The organism is Pseudomonas edaphica (assembly GCF_965277385.1).
GTDB lineage: Bacteria > Pseudomonadota > Gammaproteobacteria > Pseudomonadales > Pseudomonadaceae > Aquipseudomonas > Aquipseudomonas edaphica.
In genome coordinates this window covers 390,591-409,146 of the sequence record NZ_OZ255725.1, presented here as the reverse complement: position 1 = coordinate 409,146, position 18,556 = coordinate 390,591, and the positions used below count along the sequence as shown (strand labels likewise).

Here is an 18,556-nt window from a genome sequence, read left to right as displayed (position 1 = left end):
TTTTTTATCGGTGTTATTCGCCAAGCGTCACGATTTCAGCGGGCAACAAAAAGCCCCTGGTCATCAGCGATGACCAGGGGCATGGGCCGGATCAGAAGTTCCAGCGGGTGCTGAGCATGACGTTACGCGGGTCGCCGTAGTAAGCCGAGTTGTAGAAGCCGATGTTGGTGTAGTACTTCTTGTCGAAGATGTTGTTGACGTTGAGGGTCGCCGATACGTTCTCGGTCACCTGGTAACGGGCCATCGCGTCGACGATCCACAGTGGGTCCTGGGAGAAGTTTTCCTCGGTGCCTTTGGCATAGTTGTTCAGCAGTTTCCAGCCAGTGCCCTGCCAGCGCACGCCGGTGCCCAGGGTCAGCTTGTCGAGTGGGCCGGTCAGCTTGTAGCTGGTGTAGATATTGACCTGATCTTCCGGCTCCCAGGTGGAGAGCTTCTCACCCTGTTTGTCGCGCATGATCTTATGGGTATAGCCCGCCTGCAACTGCCAGCCTGGCGCCAGCTCGCCGGAAATTTCCGCTTCGTAGCCTTTGGTCTTGGCTTCGGTGCCCCTGGAGGCGTAATCCAGCCCTGGGTGGCTGTTGGGGATGTAATCCGTGTCGTCGACGGCGCGGTTTTTCTCGTGAACCTCGAAGTAGGCCAGGCTCGAATTCAGGCGACCGTCGAAGAACTCGCCCTTAAGGCCGATCTCGTAGTTCTTGCCTTCATCCGGTTCCAGCGGTTTGTCGTTGCGGTCTCGGTAATCGTCCTGGGGCAGGTAGATTTCGGTGAAGCTGGCGTAGGCCGAGAAGTTGTCGTTGAGGTCATAGGTGATGCCGGCATAAGGCACTACCTTGCCGGTGTCCTTGACCTGGCTGGTGCCGCTGACTTCGTAGTTGTTGACCCGAGTGCCGAGGATCAGGTGCAAGTCATCCGCGAGGCTGAAGCGCCCGGTGATGTAGCTGGCGCTCTGGCGGGTCAGCTCGTCGTTCTTTTTGGTTCGAGGACCACGGTCCGGCTTGGGGGCGTCGCCGTCCCAGTTGAAGTAGTCGTGGCTGTTGTCGTAGTTGGTGGCGTTGGTGTAGTCGCTGCCCAGCCAGTGCGAGCGCGAGACCGACGTGCCGACCACCAGTTCGTGCTCACGCCCGAACAGGCTGAACGGCCCAGTGGCGTAGAGATCACCCGTGTCGCTGGTGGTTTCACCATTGTAGGTACGGGTCAGCAGCGATGCCTTGCCCGTTTCGGCATTGGGTGACAGCAGGGCCGACAACGGGGCTTTGTAGCCGTTGATCTGGTGGTTGTACTGCGCCTTGCCGACCCAGCCGTTGTCGAACGTGTGTTCCAGGGTGGCGAAGGCGGTACGGGTGTACTGTTTCCACTTGCTGTACTTGGCGCCGTTGTTGAAGGAGCGCGGGGTGCTGATGTGGTTGCCGGCCGAGTCAAAGAGCGAGGCCGCACCGGACCAGCTGGAGCCCTGCGGGTCACTGTCCTGGTAGTCGCCACCGATGGTCAGCAACGTATCCGGTGCCAGGTCGAACTCGAGAATGCCGTAGTAGACGTTGGTCTGGCGTTGGTAGTGATCGAGGAACGTGTGTTTGTCCTGGTACGCCGCAACAGCACGGCCACGCACGTTGCCGGTCTCGGTCAGCGGGCCGCTGACATCAATTTCGGAGCGGTAGTTGTCCCAGGAGCCCGCGCCCAGGTCCACATAGCCCTTGAATTCCGAGGTGGGCTTTTTACGCACCATATTGATGGTGCCGCCCGGGCCGCCGGCGCCGGTCAGCAGGCCGGTGGCGCCCTTGAGAATTTCGACGCGGTCGTAGATCACGGTGTCGGTCAAGGTGTGGCCCGACGAGTACTGGGCATCCTGCAGGATCGGAATACCGTCGTACTGGAAGTTCTGAATGGCGAAACCACGAGAGAAGTAGCTGGTGCGCTCGCTGTCGTAGGTGGCAACGGTGATGCCCGGTGTGTGACGCATCACGTCGTCGATCGACTTGAGGCTGAAGTCGTCCATGGCCTGGCGGGTCACCACGGAAATCGATTGCGGCGTCTCGCGTGGGCTTAACACCATGCGCGTCGCGGTGGCGATGGTGCCAGGGGTGTAGGAGCCGGAACCTTCGGTGATGGTCCCCAACTGGTTGGCGGTCACCTGGGTTGCGCCCAGTTCCAGTGCCGACGTTTTCGCCGCGCTGATGGTGAATGAGCTGCCCTGCAGGTCATAGCTGATGCCCGTCCCGGACAGCAAGGTGGTCATGGCCTGGCCAGGTTGCAATTTGCCTTTGATCGCGTGGCTGCGTTTGCCTTCAACGTCGGTCGGGCTGTAGAGCACCTGCAAGTTGGTCTGGCGACCGAACTCCTGAAGCGCGCTCCCCAGCGGCTGTGCAGGCACATTCAATTCGACCTCCTGCGCCTGCACATAACCTGCCACCGGCAGTGCCAGTGCCAGGGCAATCGCGCTTGGCAGCAGAGGGGTATTCAAGAGGCGGCGCATGGAGAGTGCCTTGCTCAAGGGACTCAGACCGAACGTTGCTGGCATGGATGCATTCTCTTCTATGTTTTAAGTGGGCAGCTTTTAGTGTTTATTGAGGTCAATTCTCATTACCACTAGTGAGACGTTCCTATCCGGAAAAACCGGAAAATAAATTTCAAGCCGGTTCCATCTCGTGCACGACCTTGCCCGCACGCAGGCGCACCAGTTGGTCGGCGATGTCGAAATAGCGGTCGTCGTGGCTGATCACGATGATGGTTTTGCCCAGGCGCTTGAGGTCGGGCAGCAGCTCGGTGTAGAACACGCGGCGGAAGGCCGGGTCCTGGTCGGCGGCCCATTCGTCGAACACCAGCACCGGGCGTTCTTCGAGCCAGGCATTGACCAGCGCCAGGCGCTTGCGCTGCCCGGTGGAGAGGTCGGTGGTGCTGAACACGCCGTCCTTGACGCTGACTTTGTGCGCGATTTCCAGGCGCTCCAGGTACTTGGCAGCACTGTCCAGCGATTGCGTGGCGCTGCCCTGGACCAGGTCGTCGAACAGGTAATAGTCGGCGAACACCGTGGTGAACAATTGGCGATAGTCATCGCGCACCGGGTCGGTCACGGTTTCGCCGTTCAGGCGGATTTCGCCGGCGTCGGGTTGATACAGGCCCAGCAACAGTTTGATCAGTGTGGTCTTGCCGCAGCCGTTCTCGCCGACGATAAACACGATATCGCCCTGCTGGATGCTCAGGTTGATCGGCCCCAGGTGAAACGGCTCGCTGCCCTCTACCGGCGGCGGGCTGTAGGTGACACCACGCAGTTCAAGGCTGTTGACCACCGGCGTGGGGGCTTCGCTGCCGTCCATCAACAGATGCGGCTCGGGGGACGAGAAGCGATCAGACAGCTCGGTGATACGCGCAAAGGCAATGCCGGCCTTGCCGATGATCGGCAGGTAACCGATCACGTGTTCGAGCGGGCCTTTCATGTACAGCAGTACCAACACAAAACCGGTGATCACCGCGGGGTCCGGGTTGGGGCTGTAGGCTTGCATGGCCAGGGCCAGGCCGATGACCACAAAGAACAGCATCGAGCCAAAGGTCTTGGCCACGATGTAAATGTTGACCGAGCGCACCTGGATGTCGCTGATCCGGTCGGCGGTTTCCTGGATACGGTGGGTGTTCATCCGGTAGCGCCGTGGCCGGTGGATGCGCAACTCCTTGGCGCCGGAGGCGATCGCCGAATAGTAGCGCTGCAGTTCGTCTTCCAGGTCACGGGCTGCATCGAAGCCGCGTATGCCTTTGTGGCCGGCGATGAACTGCACGCTGCTGCCGATCACAATGGCGACGATCATCATCAGGAACATTGGCACAGACAAGTAGGCCAGGTAACCCAGACACCCCAGGGTTACCGTGCTGGCGATGGCCAGCGGGGTGAACGCGAAGGAGAAATCGCTGATGGTATCGACGTCGTGGGTGAGCACCGGGATCAGGCGGTGCGAGCGGTAGCGTTCGATCTGCTCGATGGGCGCCGACAGCACTTTCTCACCGAGATCCTTGCGCAGGGCGGCAATGATCCGCTGGCCCACATAGTTGGTGCCGATATCCGAGACGATCGAACTGGTCAGCGCCAACAGGCATAGCGCCGCAAAGGTCAGGACCACGCCCTGGGTCATGCCGGTTGTAGAGTGCAGGGCATTATTGATAGTCGCCAGCAGCAACGTGATGGCCAGGCCGCCGGCCATGCCCAGCGCGACAGAGACTGTCACGATGGTGCGAAAAGGCCTGAGCAATGCGAGCAAACCGTTAAAGGCGCCGCGCTTGGGGTCGGTCATAAATACTTCCCGGAAAGTGAAAAAAGAGGGGGCTGGGCACACAGACCCTTACCCATGACAAACGAAGTGTCGGGGCGACTATTTAGCGCGGCGCGCCGGGCGGTGGCCTGGGTCGATAAATTGCCTGCAGGCTGGTTCGTTCTTGTTGTGTAGGCGCACGCGTATTGGCGCGTGCCTGATCTATCCAGCGAGAGCGAAACAATGACAATGACGAAAAAGAATCTGGTGTATGTCTGGTCCCTGAGAAACGCTGCCGCCGACAAGGCCGGGCAGCCGGTGGCCTACAAGGACCACGAGCGCTATATGAAGTCGGTGCTGGAGTTTCTGGTGGGGTCGCTGAACGACACACCGTTGGGCCAGGCCTACAACCTGGTCGGCGTGGTGTACGACGATGACGAGCAGAACCCGCGGGACCAGCAGTTGGTGGCCGACTATGGTTTTGCCTATCAGCCGGGTCGCCAGTGGCTGTACCCGGCGGACCTGCGGGTGCAGGGCAAGCTGGTCAATGACTTGTTGCTGAGCGTGCCGTCCACCTACCGCCGCCTGCCGCGTGGCAGCGCCGAACACATCGCCGGCAAACAGGATTTTGAACGTCGCTTGCACGACACCCTGGTGGAGTTGAAGGCCGATATCGTGGTGCTGGACGGCCTGTTGGTGATCCTCGATGAGCTGGTGCGGCCCGGTGCGCCGTTTGCGCGGCGGATCATGAACATTCACCCAGGCATTACCCGTATTGAATCGCCTTACGAGCGCCGTGGCGCCTATGCCACCTGGAATGCCTTGTACGGCGCGCGCGGGCAGACGGTGGTGGATTGGGCGAGCAAAGCAACCAAGGCCTGCGAACCGCTGTACCTCACCGGCGCTTCGTTCCATTACGTGGACAACGGCATTGATTCGGGCGAAGTGTTCCACGACGTGCTGAAAACCGAGATTTCGCCTGAGGACACCATCCTCGAATTGCGCTGGAACAACTTCAATAACAGCCTGTTCCCGGCGTTGCATGAAGGGTTGGAGTTGTTGGCTCAGCAGGCTTAAGGCGATCCAAGTGTGGGAGCTGGCTTGCCTGCGATGGCATCAACTCGGTGTACCTGATGTACCGAGGTGTCTGCATCGCAGGCAAGCCAGCTCCCACATTCTGCTCGGTGTGCTGCTTAAAGGTCGCGCACTACCCGAAACCCAATCCAATCCCCACGGGTTTGCGGGTAGATGGTGTTGCGGTTGCCCGAACGTGAGAACACCGGCGCTTCGCCCCAGTCATTGCCGCGGATCTGGTAGCCCTCGCAGTGGGGCTCCATCCAGGCGCTGCCGTCGGTAGGGGCGCCGATATAGTTGGGGTGCTCGCAGTCGGCAACCCGCTCATACACATTGCCGTGCATGTCGTACATGCCGAATGCATTCGGCGGGTAGCTGCCCACCGGCGAGGAATAGCTGTAGCCATCTGCCGGGCCGTAGGTGTTGGCGTGCTGGGCGATGCTGTAGCCCTTGCCCTCGTCGAACGGGAAGGGGAACGGCCCGGTGGAGCCGGCGCGGGCGGCGTATTCACGTTGGGCTTCGCTGACCATGTGGTACTTGTGCCCGGTTTTTTCCGATAGCCAGGCGACGTACTGCTTGATGTCGTCCATGTCCATGCACACTGCCGGCTGGCGTGGCCCTTGCGGGTAGCGGGGCTTGCTGGCGATGCATTCGCGGCCGGGGCGGGTGTCGCCGTCGGCGATCTTGACGCCGGTCTGGCGGATATAGCTGTCCCATTCGGCGGCAGTGACGTGGAAGCGGCTCATGGCAAACGGTTTGGCGAAGGTCACGTCGTGCATCGGGCCTTCATCGGGCTCGCGGCCGACTTCGTCTTCCGGCGTGCCCATGGTGAAAGTGCCGGCGGGCAGCACCACCATTTCCGGGCAGTCCTTGCAGTCCTTGAACACTTTGCCGGGTTGCGGCGTGGCGGCCTGCGCCAGGTTGGGCAGCCATGCCGCGCAAAGAGCAGTCAGCGCCAGGGCGGTCAGGGGTTTGAGTCGGGATGGATTCATGTGGGCATCTCGTTCAAAGGAAAAAAGGGCGCATCACAGGCGTTGGCTCAACAGGACCATGAACTGCTGGATTTCGTCCGAGTTGTTAAGCAAACCGGGGGAGGTACGGATTACCGGGCCGACATCACGGTCGACGGCGTCGATCACCACGCGGTTTTTCATCATGTGGGCGACCACGGCTTCGCTGTCCTGGCCCTTGACGCGGAAGAACGTAAAACCTGCCGACAGGTCGGTGCTGCGCGGTGTCACCAACTCGATCTGCGGATGCGCCAGCAACTGGGTTTTGAGTTCGCTGTTGAGTACGTGGATGCGCGCCTCAACCTGTGCCTTGCCCAGTTGCAGGTGCAGCTTGAACGCTTCATCCGCCGCCCAGCGATGCTCAAAGGCGTGGTAGCCGCCGGGCGTCATGGTGGTGGCAAAGTTGGCGTCTTCGGAGAAGGTCGGCACCATGGGTGTGACGTATTTGTTTTCGGCATCGCGGGCGCAGACCAGCCCGGTGCCGCGTGGGCCGAACATCCATTTATGCGTGCCGGCGATAAAGAAATCGCAGTGCATGGCCGGGAAGTCGAGGTTCTCCACGCCAAAACCATGTACGCCATCGACCACATACAGGATGCGGTCGTTGTCGTCGCGGTTGCGATTGAGTTCCTCCACCAGCTTGCCGATTTCGCCGATCGGCAGCTTCACGCCACTGCCGGACTGCACCCAGGTCATGCCCAGCACGCGGGTAGTGGGGCGAATGGCGCGCTTGATGTTGCCCAGCACTTCGTCACTGGAGACCTGGCTGGCGCGCTCGAACAAGCGGATGCGCCGCACCTGGGTGCCTTGGCGGGCGACGCGAAAATCCAGCACGTTCTGGGTGGCGTAGTGTTCGTGTTCGGTGGTGAGAATCTCTTGGTCGGGGCGCAGCTTGATCCCGCCGTAGATCATCGCCAGGCCTTCCGACGTGCTGCCGGTGAGGGCGATCTGAGCCGGCTTGGCGTTCAGGTAACGACCGGCCCATTCGCGCACCTGGCCTTCACGTTTCCAGGTTTCTTCCAGGCCCCAGTCCATGGCCAGGCCGGGGTTGCGGTCGATCTGCTGGCGGTAGCGCTCAATGGCTTCGCGCACGGGGCGTGGGTGGGAGGTGACCAGGAAGTTGGAAAAGTGCAGGTAGTCCGGGTCTTGGGTGAACAGCTGTTTGAAACCCGTCCATGGGTCGTTTGTGGCAGGCGACTGGGTGGCTGCCTGGGCGTGCGCGAGCAATGTGCTGCCCAATGGCAGGCTGGCGGCGAGTACGCCAGCCTGCTTGAGGAATGTACGGCGGTCGGTCATGGACTGGCTTCTGAGTAATTAGCGGTTGGCCAACGGCTTGGCGGCTTTTTGTGCCTGGTCCCACACCCGCAGGAAGTTGCCTCCCCACAGCTTGGCGATGTCGGCCTCGGAGTAGCCGCGCTGGATCAGTTCGGCGGTGACATTGCGCACTTCGCCGACGTTCTCCCAGCCCTGGATGCCGCCGCCGTCGTTGAAGTCCGAGGCGATGCCGACGTGGTCGATGCCGATCTTGCGCACGGTGTAGTCAATGGCATCGCCCCAGTCCTTGAGGGTGGCCTTAGGTTCTTCCTCAAGAATGGCGTAGAGCCCCTGGGCGTACTGGCCGAACTTCTGCTCGGGCCAGGCGGCGATGATGGCGTCACCGGGCATCAAGGCCATGGCCAGGTTGGGCAACGGCGGCAAATCGAAGCGCGCACGCAAAGTGTTGAGCTTGTCTTGGGTGGGTTGGCTCAGCGGGCGCAAATAGGCCGGGAAGCCCACCACCTGCACCACGCCACCGCTGTTTTTGATCAGTTGCAGTTCTTTGTCGCTGAGGTTGCGCGGGATATCCACCGAGGCACGCGGCGCCGAGTGCGAGGCAATCATGGGGGTACGGCTCAATTGCGCGACTTGCTCCAGCGCCTTGGTCGACATCTGCGACACATCGATGATCACGCCCAAGTCATTGAGGCGGTGTACGGCCTGTTGGCCGATGGCTGACAGCCCTTCAAGCGCGTCGGTGGTGTCATTGAAAAACGGCAGCGGGCGTGACGAGTCGGACCAGGCGTTGTTGCCGATATAGCTGAAGCCGAACATGCGCATGCCGCGTGCCGCCCACAGGTCCAGCTGGTTGAGGTCGTCGCCCAACGGGTAGGCGTTGAGCATGCTGATAAAGATCGCAAACTTGCCCTCGCCATGCAGGCGCCGCATATCGTCCGGGGTGTAGGCGATGCCAACCTGATTGGGGAAGTCGCGCACCATGCCGGAGATGATCTTGTAGCGCACCTCTTGCTCGTGGCGGGCCTCTTCGACAAAACCGTCGGTGGGTTTGTGCGGCGCGTTGGGGCCGTTCCAGATTTCCGGCCAGCCGAAAATCGTCAGGGCCGCGCCCGACAAACGCCCGCGTGCCGCCTTGGCGAGGTCAAACTGGCCACTGCCATCCTTGTCGGCTTCGTTGCCGGCGGTGCCGAAATCCATGGGCACGGTGATATGGCTGTCGAACGACAACAAGCGGTCCTGCATTTCGTTGGCCTGCTTGATCACCTCCAGCGGGTAGCCGGCATTGCCTTTGAACCAGTGATCCCAGGCCAGGAAACCGACCCCGGCGCCGATGGCCAGTGCCAGCGGCAGGCCGATATACAGCGCCTTTTTCGAACGTGATTTTGTCATTGCCATCTCAGTCAGTTGAGGCCTTTGCTATCAGGGAAGAACGAGCCATGGCCGGGGAAATTTAGGCGCGGGCGCTGGGCCGGTAAATTTCTCGCGGCCGTCAACGTTTTAGCTCTGATCAAGCTGTTTCCTAAGGTAGACAATGACCCTCTCTCGACGTGGCTTCATCGCCGGCCTGGCGCTGACCGGCGCTGCCGTGCCAGCGGCCCTTTATGCCCACCGCGAGCTGACGCGTGAAGAATTCCCGATCACGCCGGGCGAGGCCACGGTGGACCTGGCCGACACCGCCGGCCAACACCTGGCCAATACCCTGCGCGGTGTGTGGAGCCTGCGCCTGGAGGGCCGCGATGCGGGCCTTAAAGGCTTGCCGCTGCAAGGCCTGGAGCTGTTGCTCGACATCGCCCCGCGCGGCCGTGGCTTGCGTGGCTATCTGGACACCGCTGCAAACCTGCGTGCCGAGGGCGAGCCGCGTTACCGCGTGCTCGGTGATCTGCTGACGGGCGAGGGCGCCGTGCTCTACTGGCGCCTGATCGACCGCGACGCCGCGGATGGCGCACCGGCCTATGAGTTCAAGATGACCCTCGACGAAGTCTGGGCCGACTTCGCCAATGCCGGCAGCAGCACCCTGAGCGGGCAGGTTCTCGACCTTGAGCGTCCCCTTGCCCTGACCGAGCGCGACAACCGCTTTATCGCCCACAAGCAACTGTTCCCCGAGGCGCGCCAGCGTATCGGCCTTAACCCGACCTTGCTGGCCTGGCTGATCGCGCCTGAGCACCGGCTGTTCCACCAGCTCTGGCACGCCACCCGTGACCAGTGGCACAAGCTGTCCGAGGAAAAACGCGATGCCCTGCGCGGTATCGGTTGGCAACCCGGGCCACGCGGCCAGGAGCGCGATGCGCGCGGCAAACGCAAAGACCGTAACGGTTCGGGTATCGATTTCTTTTTCATGCACCGGCATATGCTTGGCACTGCGCGCTCCATGCAAGACCTGCCTTCCTGGCCGCAATTCCCTGAACCCCAACCGGCGCTGGAACGCGATCGCCTGGGGTTTTTGCGTTATTTCGATAACCACGACGGCTTTGCGCTGCCACCCTGTTGGTCAGCACCTGATGACAGCGACTACACCCAATGGGTCAGCGATATCAAGGCGGCCGAGACCTACCACAGCAACTTCCAGGTGTGGGAGTCGCAGTACCGTGACCCGCGTTACCTGGCCAAACTGACCTTGGGCCAGTTAGGTTCGGAGATGGAGCTGGGCCTGCACGACTGGCTGCACATGCGTTGGGCCTCGGTGCCCCGTGACCCGTCCAACGGCGCGCCGGTGCCGTTCGCCCGTGACCCGGCGGACTTTGCCGCGCGTTGGTACGCGCCGCAGAACGACTTCCTGGGCGACCCGTTCTCATCGCACGTAAACCCGGTGTTCTGGCACTTTCACGGCTGGATCGATGATCGCATCGAGGACTGGTTTCGCGCCCATGAGCGGTTCAATCCAGGCGAGGTCAGCCGGCTGGAGGTCAACGGGGTCAAGTGGTTTGCCCAAGGCCGCTGGGTGGAAGTCGCTGACCCATGGCTGGGGCCGGACACCCACGGTTGCAGCACCACGCCGGGGCTGCAGATGGGGCGGTCGATGGAGATGGACCCGGAGACCATGAAGCTGGCGCTGCGCATCACTTTCGCCGAAGAAGACGGGTTGCAGGCCTTGTTCAAGAGCGTGCCGAAACGGCCCTGGTATGCGCGCCACTTGAAACTCAAGTAATGCCCGGGACGTTTGGCCACAGGTCTGCAACAAGGAACAAACGTTCGGCTTCTTCCCAATCTGCGCCTTGCTGAACCAGCCGCACCAGTAATTGGGCCGGTGCCATCGGGTCGAGGTCTGCCAGCCAGGCTTGCATCTGGTCAGCACGCCACACCTGATCCTCCGAGTAATGCGCCGGCGCCAGCCAGGCGTGCCGAGGCAGGGGTTGCCAGCGCCCCGGCGGGCTCTGGCTGACGAAGTCGCGCCAATCACGCTGATGCAGCCAGCGCCCGCGCAGGTGCTGTGGTTCAACGCCCAGCGGGGATTCGGCGGTGCCGGGCCACGGATAGAGCAAATACCCGCCCAGCCACAAATGTGCATCGAACTGCGCAATATCCAGCGCCGCCAGTGCTTCGCGGCTTTCCGGGCGGGCCGAAATCGGTAGTTGATGCTGGGCCAGGTGCGCGAGCTTGCGGTCCAGCCGGTCATGACAGCCGGGGCCGAGCCATTGCGCGGGGTCCTGGCCGTTGCCGTCCTGCGGCCCCAGATACAGTTTGATCGCCAGTTCCAGGTGGTGCACGCCATCGCGGTCGCGCACCAGCATGTCCAGCTCGCCCAGCGTATGCCCGGCGCGGCGGATCGGCAGGTTGGCAGCCAGTAACTCCACCCCCGGCGCATGTTGTACCGCGAATTGCCACAGGCGCTCGTAGTACAGGCCCAGGCGCCGCGTGCGCGACAGGCTTAGCCAATGCTGCAAGGCGCTGCTGTCCTGGTCGAGGGTGCGTAACCACTGTTCGAGCCGGTGCGGCGCCTGTACCCAGTCGCTGCCGGCCAGTGGGTGGCGCTGCGGCCAGGGCGTTTGCGCAAGCATCGGCGGGGCAAGCATCACCCACGCCAGGTCGCGCACCTCGGGGTGGCGCAATTGGCGGGGCAGGTTGAGCAGGTCGGGGAACACAGTCATGGTCCGAGCATAGCCTTTTAGAGCCGTTAAGGGTGGCTGAGAACCATTGTCATCAAGGCCCTGCGGCGACAAAGGGTTTTGCCTGACGCGGCCTTTCGCCCATAATCGTTCTTTTTGCCAGACCCCAAATCCCGCAGGAGCCCCATGGAGCAATTTCGCAATATCGGCATTATCGGTCGCCTGGGCAGTACCCAGGTGCTGGACACCGTCCGCCGGCTGAAAAAATTCCTGCTGGAACGCCACCTGCATGTGATCCTCGAAGACACCATCGCCGAAATCCTGCCCGGTCACGGCCTGCAAACCTCGTCGCGCAAGATGCTCGGCGAAGTCTGTGACATGGTTATTGTGGTCGGCGGCGACGGCAGCCTGCTGGGTGCCGCCCGTGCCCTGGCGCGGCACAACGTGCCGGTGCTGGGGATCAACCGTGGCAGTTTGGGGTTCCTCACGGATATCCGCCCGGATGACCTCGAAGTCGAAGTGGCCAAGGTGCTTGACGGCCATTACCTGGTGGAAAACCGCTTCCTGCTGCAAGCCGAAGTGCGCCGCCACGGCGAGGCCATCGGCCAGGGCGATGCGCTCAACGATGTGGTGCTGCACCCTGGCAAATCCACGCGCATGATCGAGTTCGAGCTGTATATCGACGGCCAGTTCGTGTGCAGCCAAAAGGCTGACGGCCTGATCGTCGCCACGCCGACCGGTTCTACCGCGTACGCACTGTCGGCCGGCGGTCCGATCATGCACCCCAAACTCGATGCCATTGTGATCGTGCCGATGTACCCCCATATGTTGTCCAGTCGGCCAATTGTGGTTGATGGCAACAGTGAGCTGAAAATCGTGGTGTCCAAAGACATGCAGATCTACCCGCAAGTCTCCTGCGACGGGCAGAACCATTTCACCTGCGCCCCCGGTGACACCATCACCGTGAGCAAAAAGGCACAGAAGTTGCGGTTGATCCACCCGCTGGACCACAACTACTACGAAGTGTGCCGCACCAAGCTGGGCTGGGGCAGCCGCTTGGGGGGTGGAGGCGACTGATGCTCGATCCCGCGCGTAGCTACGACCTGATTGGTGACGTGCACGGTTGCGCTCATACCCTTGAGCACTTGCTCGACCGGCTGGGCTACCATAAACAGGCTGGAACCTGGCGCCATCCGACGCGTATGGCGGTGTTCCTCGGCGATATCATCGACCGTGGGCCACGCATCCGTGAGGCGCTGCATATCGTCCACGATATGACCGAGGCCGGCCAGGCGCTGTGCATCATGGGCAACCACGAGTTCAATGCGCTGGGCTGGAGCACGCCGGCGCCGCCGGGCAGTGGCAAGCAGTTCGTGCGCGAGCACAACCCACGCCATGCGCGGTTGATCCACGAAACCCTGACCCAGTTCGAGCACCACCCGGCCGACTGGCACGACTTCCTCGGCTGGTTCTACGACATGCCGCTGTTTGTCGACGCCGGGCGGTTTCGCGTGGTGCATGCGTGTTGGGACGAAGGCTTTATCCAGCCGCTGCGCGCCACCTTCCCGGATGGCTGCATCGACCAGCACTTTTTGCAGGCCGCCGCCGTGCCGGGCAGCTTTGCCTGCAACGCCTTCGACCGCCTGCTGCGCGGCACCGACATGCGCCTGCCGGACGGCCTGACGCTGACCGGTGGCGATGGCCTGACGCGCTCATTTTTCCGCACCAAATTCTGGGAAGACGACCCCAAAACCTACGGCGACATCGTGTTCCAGCCCGATGCACTGCCGGAACCGGTGGCACGTACGCCGCTTTCGTCTACGGAAAAAAATTCCCTGCTGCGTTATGGCGTCGACGAAGCGTTGTTGTTCGTCGGCCATTACTGGCGCAGCGGCAAACCGGCGCCGATCCGCGACAACCTGGCCTGCCTGGATTACAGCGCGGTGCTCTACGGCAAGCTGGTGGCGTATCGACTGGACCAGGAAACCCGCCTGGATCCGCGTAAATTTGTATGGGTCGACGTTGAGCGGCCTGAGGTCATTGTATGAGTACGGTAGCTGTATTGCGCTTGCCGCTGAGTGTCGACCTGAGTGGTTTCGTCAAACTGCTGCAACGCATGCAAGTGCCCCATCGCGTCAGTGAAGAAGCAGGCGAGCAAGTGTTGTGGGTGCCCGAGAACATCAGCGCCGACGTGCAAGTGTTGTATCAACGCTTTCCCGCCGGTGACCCGGACCAGCAACTGGATATTCCCGAGCAGGCGCCGGTCACGCGGCCAAGCTTTGTTCAGCAAGTGCGTTTCAGCCCGGTCACGGCGCTGGTGCTGCTGGCAAGCATGATCGTTGGCGCGGTGACCTTGCTGGGTGAAAACCTGCAGACCATGAGCTGGCTGACCTTCCTGCCGTTTCACGTGATGGGCGACTATATCCAGTTCACCCCGTTTGCCGAGACCATGGCGTCGGGGCAGTGGTGGCGGCTGGTCACGCCGATGCTGATCCACTTCGGCATCCTGCACCTGGCCATGAATGGCATGTGGTACTGGGAGCTGGGCCGTCGTATCGAGGTGCGCCAGGGCAGTATCAACCTGCTGGGCCTGACCCTGTTGTTCAGCCTGGTGTCCAATTACGCGCAATACGCCTATGGCGGCCCGAGCCTGTTTGGCGGTTTGTCTGGCGTGTTGTATGGCCTGCTCGGGCATTGCTGGATCTTCCAATTGTTGTCGCCTAACCCGGCTTATCGTCTGCCGCGTGGCGTGCTGGCGATGATGCTGATTTGGCTGGTGCTCTGCATGTCGGGGCTGATCTCGATGATCGGTTTCGGCGAAATCGCCAACGCGGCTCACCTGAGCGGCTTGGTCATCGGTTGCCTGACGGGTTTGCTGGGCGGGTTGTACAACCGCCGCAAAGCCTCTATTTGATAAGGAAGAGCCTTATGTCCTCTTTTGCTGAAATGATCGAAAACATCACCCCGGACATCTACGAGAGCCTCAAGCTGGCCGTGGAAATCGGCAAGTGGTCCGATGGCCGCAAGCTCACTGCAGAGCAGCGCGAGCTGTCGCTGCAAGCGGTGATCGCCTGGGAAATCCAGAACCTGCCCGAAGAGCAGCGTACCGGCTACATGGGCCCGCAGGAGTGCGCGTCCAAGTCGGCGCCGGTGCCGAACATCCTGTTCAAGTCGGATGCGATCCATTGATTGAAATTGGTCGTGGTGCAGTCAGCAAAATGTCGGCGCAACTCGGTGAGCCGACCGTTCAATACGCATTTCGCCTGGGCGACACCGAGGTGCCGGTCAACCCGTTGATCGGCACTCACGTGCGCCTGGAATATCTTGGCGCCATCCATTGCAGCCATTGCGGTCGCAAGACCAAGACCAGTTTCAGCCAGGGTTATTGCTACCCGTGCATGACCAAACTGGCCCAGTGTGACCTGTGCATCATGAGCCCCGAACGTTGCCATTACGACGCCGGCACCTGCCGTGATCCGGGCTGGGGCGAACAATTCTGCATGACCGACCACGTGGTGTACCTGGCCAACTCGTCGGGCATCAAGGTCGGCATCACCCGTGCCACCCAGTTGCCCACCCGCTGGCTCGACCAGGGCGCCAGCCAGGCGCTGCCGATCATGCGCGTGGCGACCCGTCAGCAATCCGGTTTCGTTGAAGACCTGTTTCGCAGCCAAGTGGCCGATAAAACCAACTGGCGTGCTTTACTCAAGGGCGATGCGCAATCGGTGGATCTCAAGCAGGTACGCGATGAGCTGTTCGCCACCTGCGCCGACGGCCTGCTGGGGTTGCAGGAACGCTTTGGCTTGCAGGCCATCCAACCGGTAACCGACATCGAGCCGATCGAAATTCGTTACCCGGTCGAGCAATACCCGGCCAAGATCGTCAGCTTCAACCTGGACAAGAACCCGATTGCCGAAGGCACGTTGCTGGGGATCAAGGGCCAATACCTGATCTTCGACACCGGCGTTATCAACATTCGTAAGTACACGGCCTACCAGCTCGCCGTGCATCAGTAAAAAGGATGCTATCCATGCGGACCGAACAACCGAAGATGATTTACCTGAAGGACTATCAGGCGCCGGATTACCTGATCGAAGAAACGCACCTGACCTTCGAGTTGTTCGAGGACCACAGCCTGGTCCATGCGCAACTGGTGATGCGCCGCAACCCTGAGCGCGGCGCCGGCCTGCCGCCGCTCGTGCTCGATGGCCAGCAGCTGGAGCTGTTGACCGTCAACCTGGGTGACAAGGAACTGACCGAGGCCGACTACCAGTTGACCGACAGCCACCTGACCCTGCACCCGACCCGCGAAACCTTCACGGTCGACACCAGCGTGCGTATCCACCCGGAAACCAACACTGCCCTGGAAGGCCTGTACAAATCCAGCGGCATGTTCTGCACCCAGTGCGAGGCTGAAGGTTTCCGCAAGATCACTTACTACCTCGACCGCCCGGACGTGATGAGCACCTTCACCACCACGGTGATCGCCGAACAACACAGCTACCCGGTGCTGCTCTCCAACGGCAATCCGATTGCCAGTGGCCCCGGCGAAGACGGCCGTCATTGGGCGACCTGGGAAGACCCGTTCAAGAAACCTGCCTACCTGTTTGCATTGGTGGCCGGTGACTTGTGGTGCGTTGAAGACAGCTTCACCACCATGACCAATCGTGAAGTGGCGCTGCGCATCTATGTCGAGCCGGAAAACATCGACAAGTGCCAGCACGCCATGACCAGCCTGAAAAAATCCATGCGCTGGGACGAAGAAACCTACGGTCGCGAGTACGACCTCGACATCTTCATGATCGTGGCCGTGAATGACTTCAACATGGGCGCCATGGAGAACAAGGGCCTCAATATTTTCAACTCCAGCGCCGTGCTGGCCCGCGCCGAAACCGCCACCGACGCCGCTCACCAGCGCGTCGAAGCGATTGTTGCTCACGAATACTTTCACAACTGGTCCGGCAACCGCGTGACCTGCCGTGACTGGTTCCAGCTGTCGCTCAAGGAAGGCTTCACCGTGTTCCGTGACTCGGGCTTCTCCGCCGACATGAACTCGGCCACGGTCAAGCGCATCCAGGATGTGGCGTACCTGCGCACCCATCAGTTCGCTGAAGACGCCGGCCCCATGGCCCACGCGGTACGCCCGGACAGCTTTATCGAGATCTCCAACTTCTACACCCTGACCGTGTACGAAAAGGGCTCGGAAGTGGTCGGCATGATCCACACCTTGCTCGGCGCTGAAGGCTTCCGTAAAGGCAGCGACCTGTACTTCGAACGCCATGACGGCCAGGCCGTGACCTGCGATGACTTTATCAAGGCCATGGAAGACGCCAACGGCGCCGACCTCAGCCAGTTCAAGCGCTGGTACAGCCAGGCCGGTACGCCGCGTCTGGCGGTAAGCGAGTCGTTTGATGCCGCAGCCAAAACCTACAGCCTGACGTTCCGTCAAAGCTGCCCGCAAACGCCGGACAAGGTTGAGAAACTGCCGTTCGTGATTCCGGTGGAAATGGGCCTGCTGGACGGGCAGGGCGCCGCTATCGCCTTGCGCCTGGCGGGTGAAGCGGCGGCTGGCGGCACGTCGCGGGTGATTTCGGTGACGCAAGCGGAGCAGACCTTCACCTTCGTCGATATCGCAGAAAAGCCGTTGCCTTCGCTGCTGCGCGGCTTCTCGGCGCCGGTGAAACTGAGCTTCCCGTACAACCGCGACCAACTGATGTTCCTGATGCAGCACGACAGCGATGGCTTCAACCGCTGGGATGCCGGCCAGCAATTGTCGGTGCAGGTGTTGCAGGAGCTGATCGCCCAGCATCAGCAAGGCCAGGCCTTGAAGTTGGACCAGCGTTTGATCGACGCACTGCGCACGGTGCTCAGCGATGAAAGCCTGGACCAGGCCATGGTCGCCGAAATGCTCTCGCTGCCAAGCGAGGCCTACCTCACGGAAATCAGCGAAGTGGCGGATGTGGAGGCCATCCACGCCGCCCGTGAGTACGCCCGCAAGCAACTGGCTGACAACCTGTTCGAAGCGCTGTGGCTGCGTTACCAGGCCAATCGCGAGCTGTCCAAGCAGACGCCTTATGTGGCGGCGGCCGAGCACTTTGCCCGGCGCGCCTTGCAGAACATCGCGCTGTCGTACCTGATGCTCAGCGGCAAGCCTGAAGTGTTGGCCGCAACGCTGGACCAGTTCGACACCAGCGATAACATGACCGAGCGTCTCACGGCATTGGCGGTCCTGGTGAACTCGCCGTTCGAAGCGGAAAAAGCCCAGGCGTTGGCGGTGTTTGCCGAGAACTTCAAGGACAACCCGCTGGTGATGGACCAGTGGTTCAGCGTGCAGGCGGGCAGCACGTTGCCGGGCGGGTTGGAGCGGGTCAAGGCGCTGATGGAGCACTCGGCATTCAACATCAAGAACCCGAACAAGGTGCGCGCACTGGTGGGTGCATTTGCCGGGCAGAACCTGATCAACTTCCATGCTGCAGACGGCTCGGGTTATCGCTTCCTGGCGGACCTGGTGATCCAGCTCAATGGCTTCAACCCACAGATTGCTTCGCGCCAGTTGGCGCCGTTGACCCGCTGGCGTAAATACGACAGCGCCCGTCAAGCGCTGATGAAGGCGGAACTTGAGCGCATTCGTGCCTCCGGCGAGCTGTCGAGCGATGTATTCGAGGTGGTCAGCAAGAGCCTTGCGTAAACCGCGCGCATAAAAAAACGGCCTGAACAGGCTAATGCCAGTCAATTAAGACATAGCCGGTAATTGTGGCGAGGGAGCTTGCTCCCGTTGGGCGGCGTAGCAGTCCCATGCTTTTAAAGCAAAGAGCAGGGGCCGCTTCGCGCTGGAGCGCCAGCCCGGCCCAGCGGGAGCAAGCTCCCTCGCCACAGGTTACTGGTTGTCAGTTCTAGCGCTTAACTGGCTGGCATTAGC

General features: G+C 61.5%; 14 protein-coding genes. 8 read left to right on the top strand and 6 right to left on the bottom strand.

Annotated features, from left to right (window positions below; all coding sequences use genetic code 11):
* Window positions 1–91: 91 nt before the first annotated feature.
* Both ACQY47_RS01830 and ACQY47_RS01825 read right to left on the bottom strand, forming a co-directional pair.
* Window positions 92–2,470, bottom strand: a complete 2,379-nt coding sequence (locus ACQY47_RS01830; RefSeq protein ID WP_017138098.1) for a TonB-dependent siderophore receptor — start codon at window positions 2,468–2,470, stop codon at window positions 92–94.
* Window positions 2,471–2,624: 154 nt separating this feature from the next.
* A complete protein-coding gene (locus ACQY47_RS01825; protein WP_099549287.1) occupies window positions 2,625–4,277 on the bottom strand; it encodes a cyclic peptide export ABC transporter in 1,653 nt (550 codons plus the stop codon).
* Window positions 4,278–4,484: 207 nt separating this feature from the next.
* Here ACQY47_RS01825 and ACQY47_RS01820 point away from each other — a divergent pair, with 207 nt between their 5' ends.
* A complete protein-coding gene (locus ACQY47_RS01820) occupies window positions 4,485–5,312 on the top strand; it encodes a N(5)-hydroxyornithine transformylase PvdF (protein WP_170039680.1) in 828 nt (275 codons plus the stop codon).
* A gap of 116 nt (window positions 5,313–5,428) precedes the next feature.
* Here the strand turns inward: ACQY47_RS01820 and ACQY47_RS01815 are convergent, their stop codons facing one another.
* The 3 genes from ACQY47_RS01815 to pvdM are packed head-to-tail and all read right to left on the bottom strand — an operon-like array spanning window position 5,429 to window position 8,983.
* The gene (locus tag ACQY47_RS01815; protein WP_170039678.1) at window positions 5,429–6,301 is read right to left on the bottom strand and encodes a formylglycine-generating enzyme family protein; all 873 of its coding nucleotides are present in this window, start codon (window positions 6,299–6,301) and stop codon (window positions 5,429–5,431) included.
* A gap of 33 nt (window positions 6,302–6,334) precedes the next feature.
* Complete coding sequence (locus ACQY47_RS01810) at window positions 6,335–7,615, bottom strand: aminotransferase class V-fold PLP-dependent enzyme (protein WP_428555060.1); 1,281 nt, start codon at window positions 7,613–7,615, stop codon at window positions 6,335–6,337.
* Between the two features lie 18 nt (window positions 7,616–7,633).
* Window positions 7,634–8,983, bottom strand: a complete 1,350-nt coding sequence (gene pvdM / locus ACQY47_RS01805) for a pyoverdine-tailoring dipeptidase-like protein PvdM (protein WP_428555058.1) — start codon at window positions 8,981–8,983, stop codon at window positions 7,634–7,636.
* A 142-nt stretch (window positions 8,984–9,125) separates the two neighbouring features.
* Here pvdM and ACQY47_RS01800 point away from each other — a divergent pair, with 142 nt between their 5' ends.
* A complete protein-coding gene (locus ACQY47_RS01800) occupies window positions 9,126–10,739 on the top strand; it encodes a PvdJ/PvdD/PvdP-like protein (RefSeq protein ID WP_428555056.1) in 1,614 nt (537 codons plus the stop codon).
* Here ACQY47_RS01800 and ACQY47_RS01795 read toward each other — a convergent pair.
* Window positions 10,732–11,679, bottom strand: coding sequence for a DUF1853 family protein (locus ACQY47_RS01795; protein WP_428555053.1), 948 nt, complete (start codon window positions 11,677–11,679; stop codon window positions 10,732–10,734). The two genes, ACQY47_RS01800 and ACQY47_RS01795, sit on opposite strands and share 8 nt — an antisense overlap.
* Window positions 11,680–11,823: 144 nt before the next feature.
* Here ACQY47_RS01795 and ACQY47_RS01790 point away from each other — a divergent pair, with 144 nt between their 5' ends.
* Genes ACQY47_RS01790 through pepN form a run of 6 tightly spaced genes read left to right on the top strand, consistent with a single transcriptional unit; the run spans window position 11,824 to window position 18,325 of the window.
* Window positions 11,824–12,714 carry an NAD(+) kinase gene (locus ACQY47_RS01790; RefSeq protein WP_010210870.1) on the top strand — a complete coding sequence of 297 codons (891 nt, stop codon included), beginning with the start codon at window positions 11,824–11,826 and terminating at the stop codon, window positions 12,712–12,714.
* Window positions 12,711–13,685, top strand: coding sequence for a metallophosphoesterase (locus ACQY47_RS01785; protein WP_428557408.1), 975 nt, complete (start codon window positions 12,711–12,713; stop codon window positions 13,683–13,685). Before ACQY47_RS01790 ends, ACQY47_RS01785 begins: the two co-directional genes overlap by 4 nt.
* Complete coding sequence (locus tag ACQY47_RS01780) at window positions 13,682–14,551, top strand: rhomboid family intramembrane serine protease (RefSeq protein ID WP_428555049.1); 870 nt, start codon at window positions 13,682–13,684, stop codon at window positions 14,549–14,551. Before ACQY47_RS01785 ends, ACQY47_RS01780 begins: the two co-directional genes overlap by 4 nt.
* Before the next feature lie 14 nt (window positions 14,552–14,565).
* The gene (locus ACQY47_RS01775; protein ID WP_017138108.1) at window positions 14,566–14,826 is read left to right on the top strand and encodes a YeaC family protein; all 261 of its coding nucleotides are present in this window, start codon (window positions 14,566–14,568) and stop codon (window positions 14,824–14,826) included.
* Window positions 14,823–15,653 (top strand): DUF2797 domain-containing protein, encoded by an 831-nt coding sequence (locus tag ACQY47_RS01770; protein ID WP_056860307.1) that lies wholly within the window; start codon window positions 14,823–14,825, stop codon window positions 15,651–15,653. Before ACQY47_RS01775 ends, ACQY47_RS01770 begins: the two co-directional genes overlap by 4 nt.
* Before the next feature lie 14 nt (window positions 15,654–15,667).
* Window positions 15,668–18,325, top strand: a complete 2,658-nt coding sequence (gene pepN / locus ACQY47_RS01765) for an aminopeptidase N (protein WP_428555045.1) — start codon at window positions 15,668–15,670, stop codon at window positions 18,323–18,325.
* Window positions 18,326–18,556 lie beyond the last annotated feature (231 nt).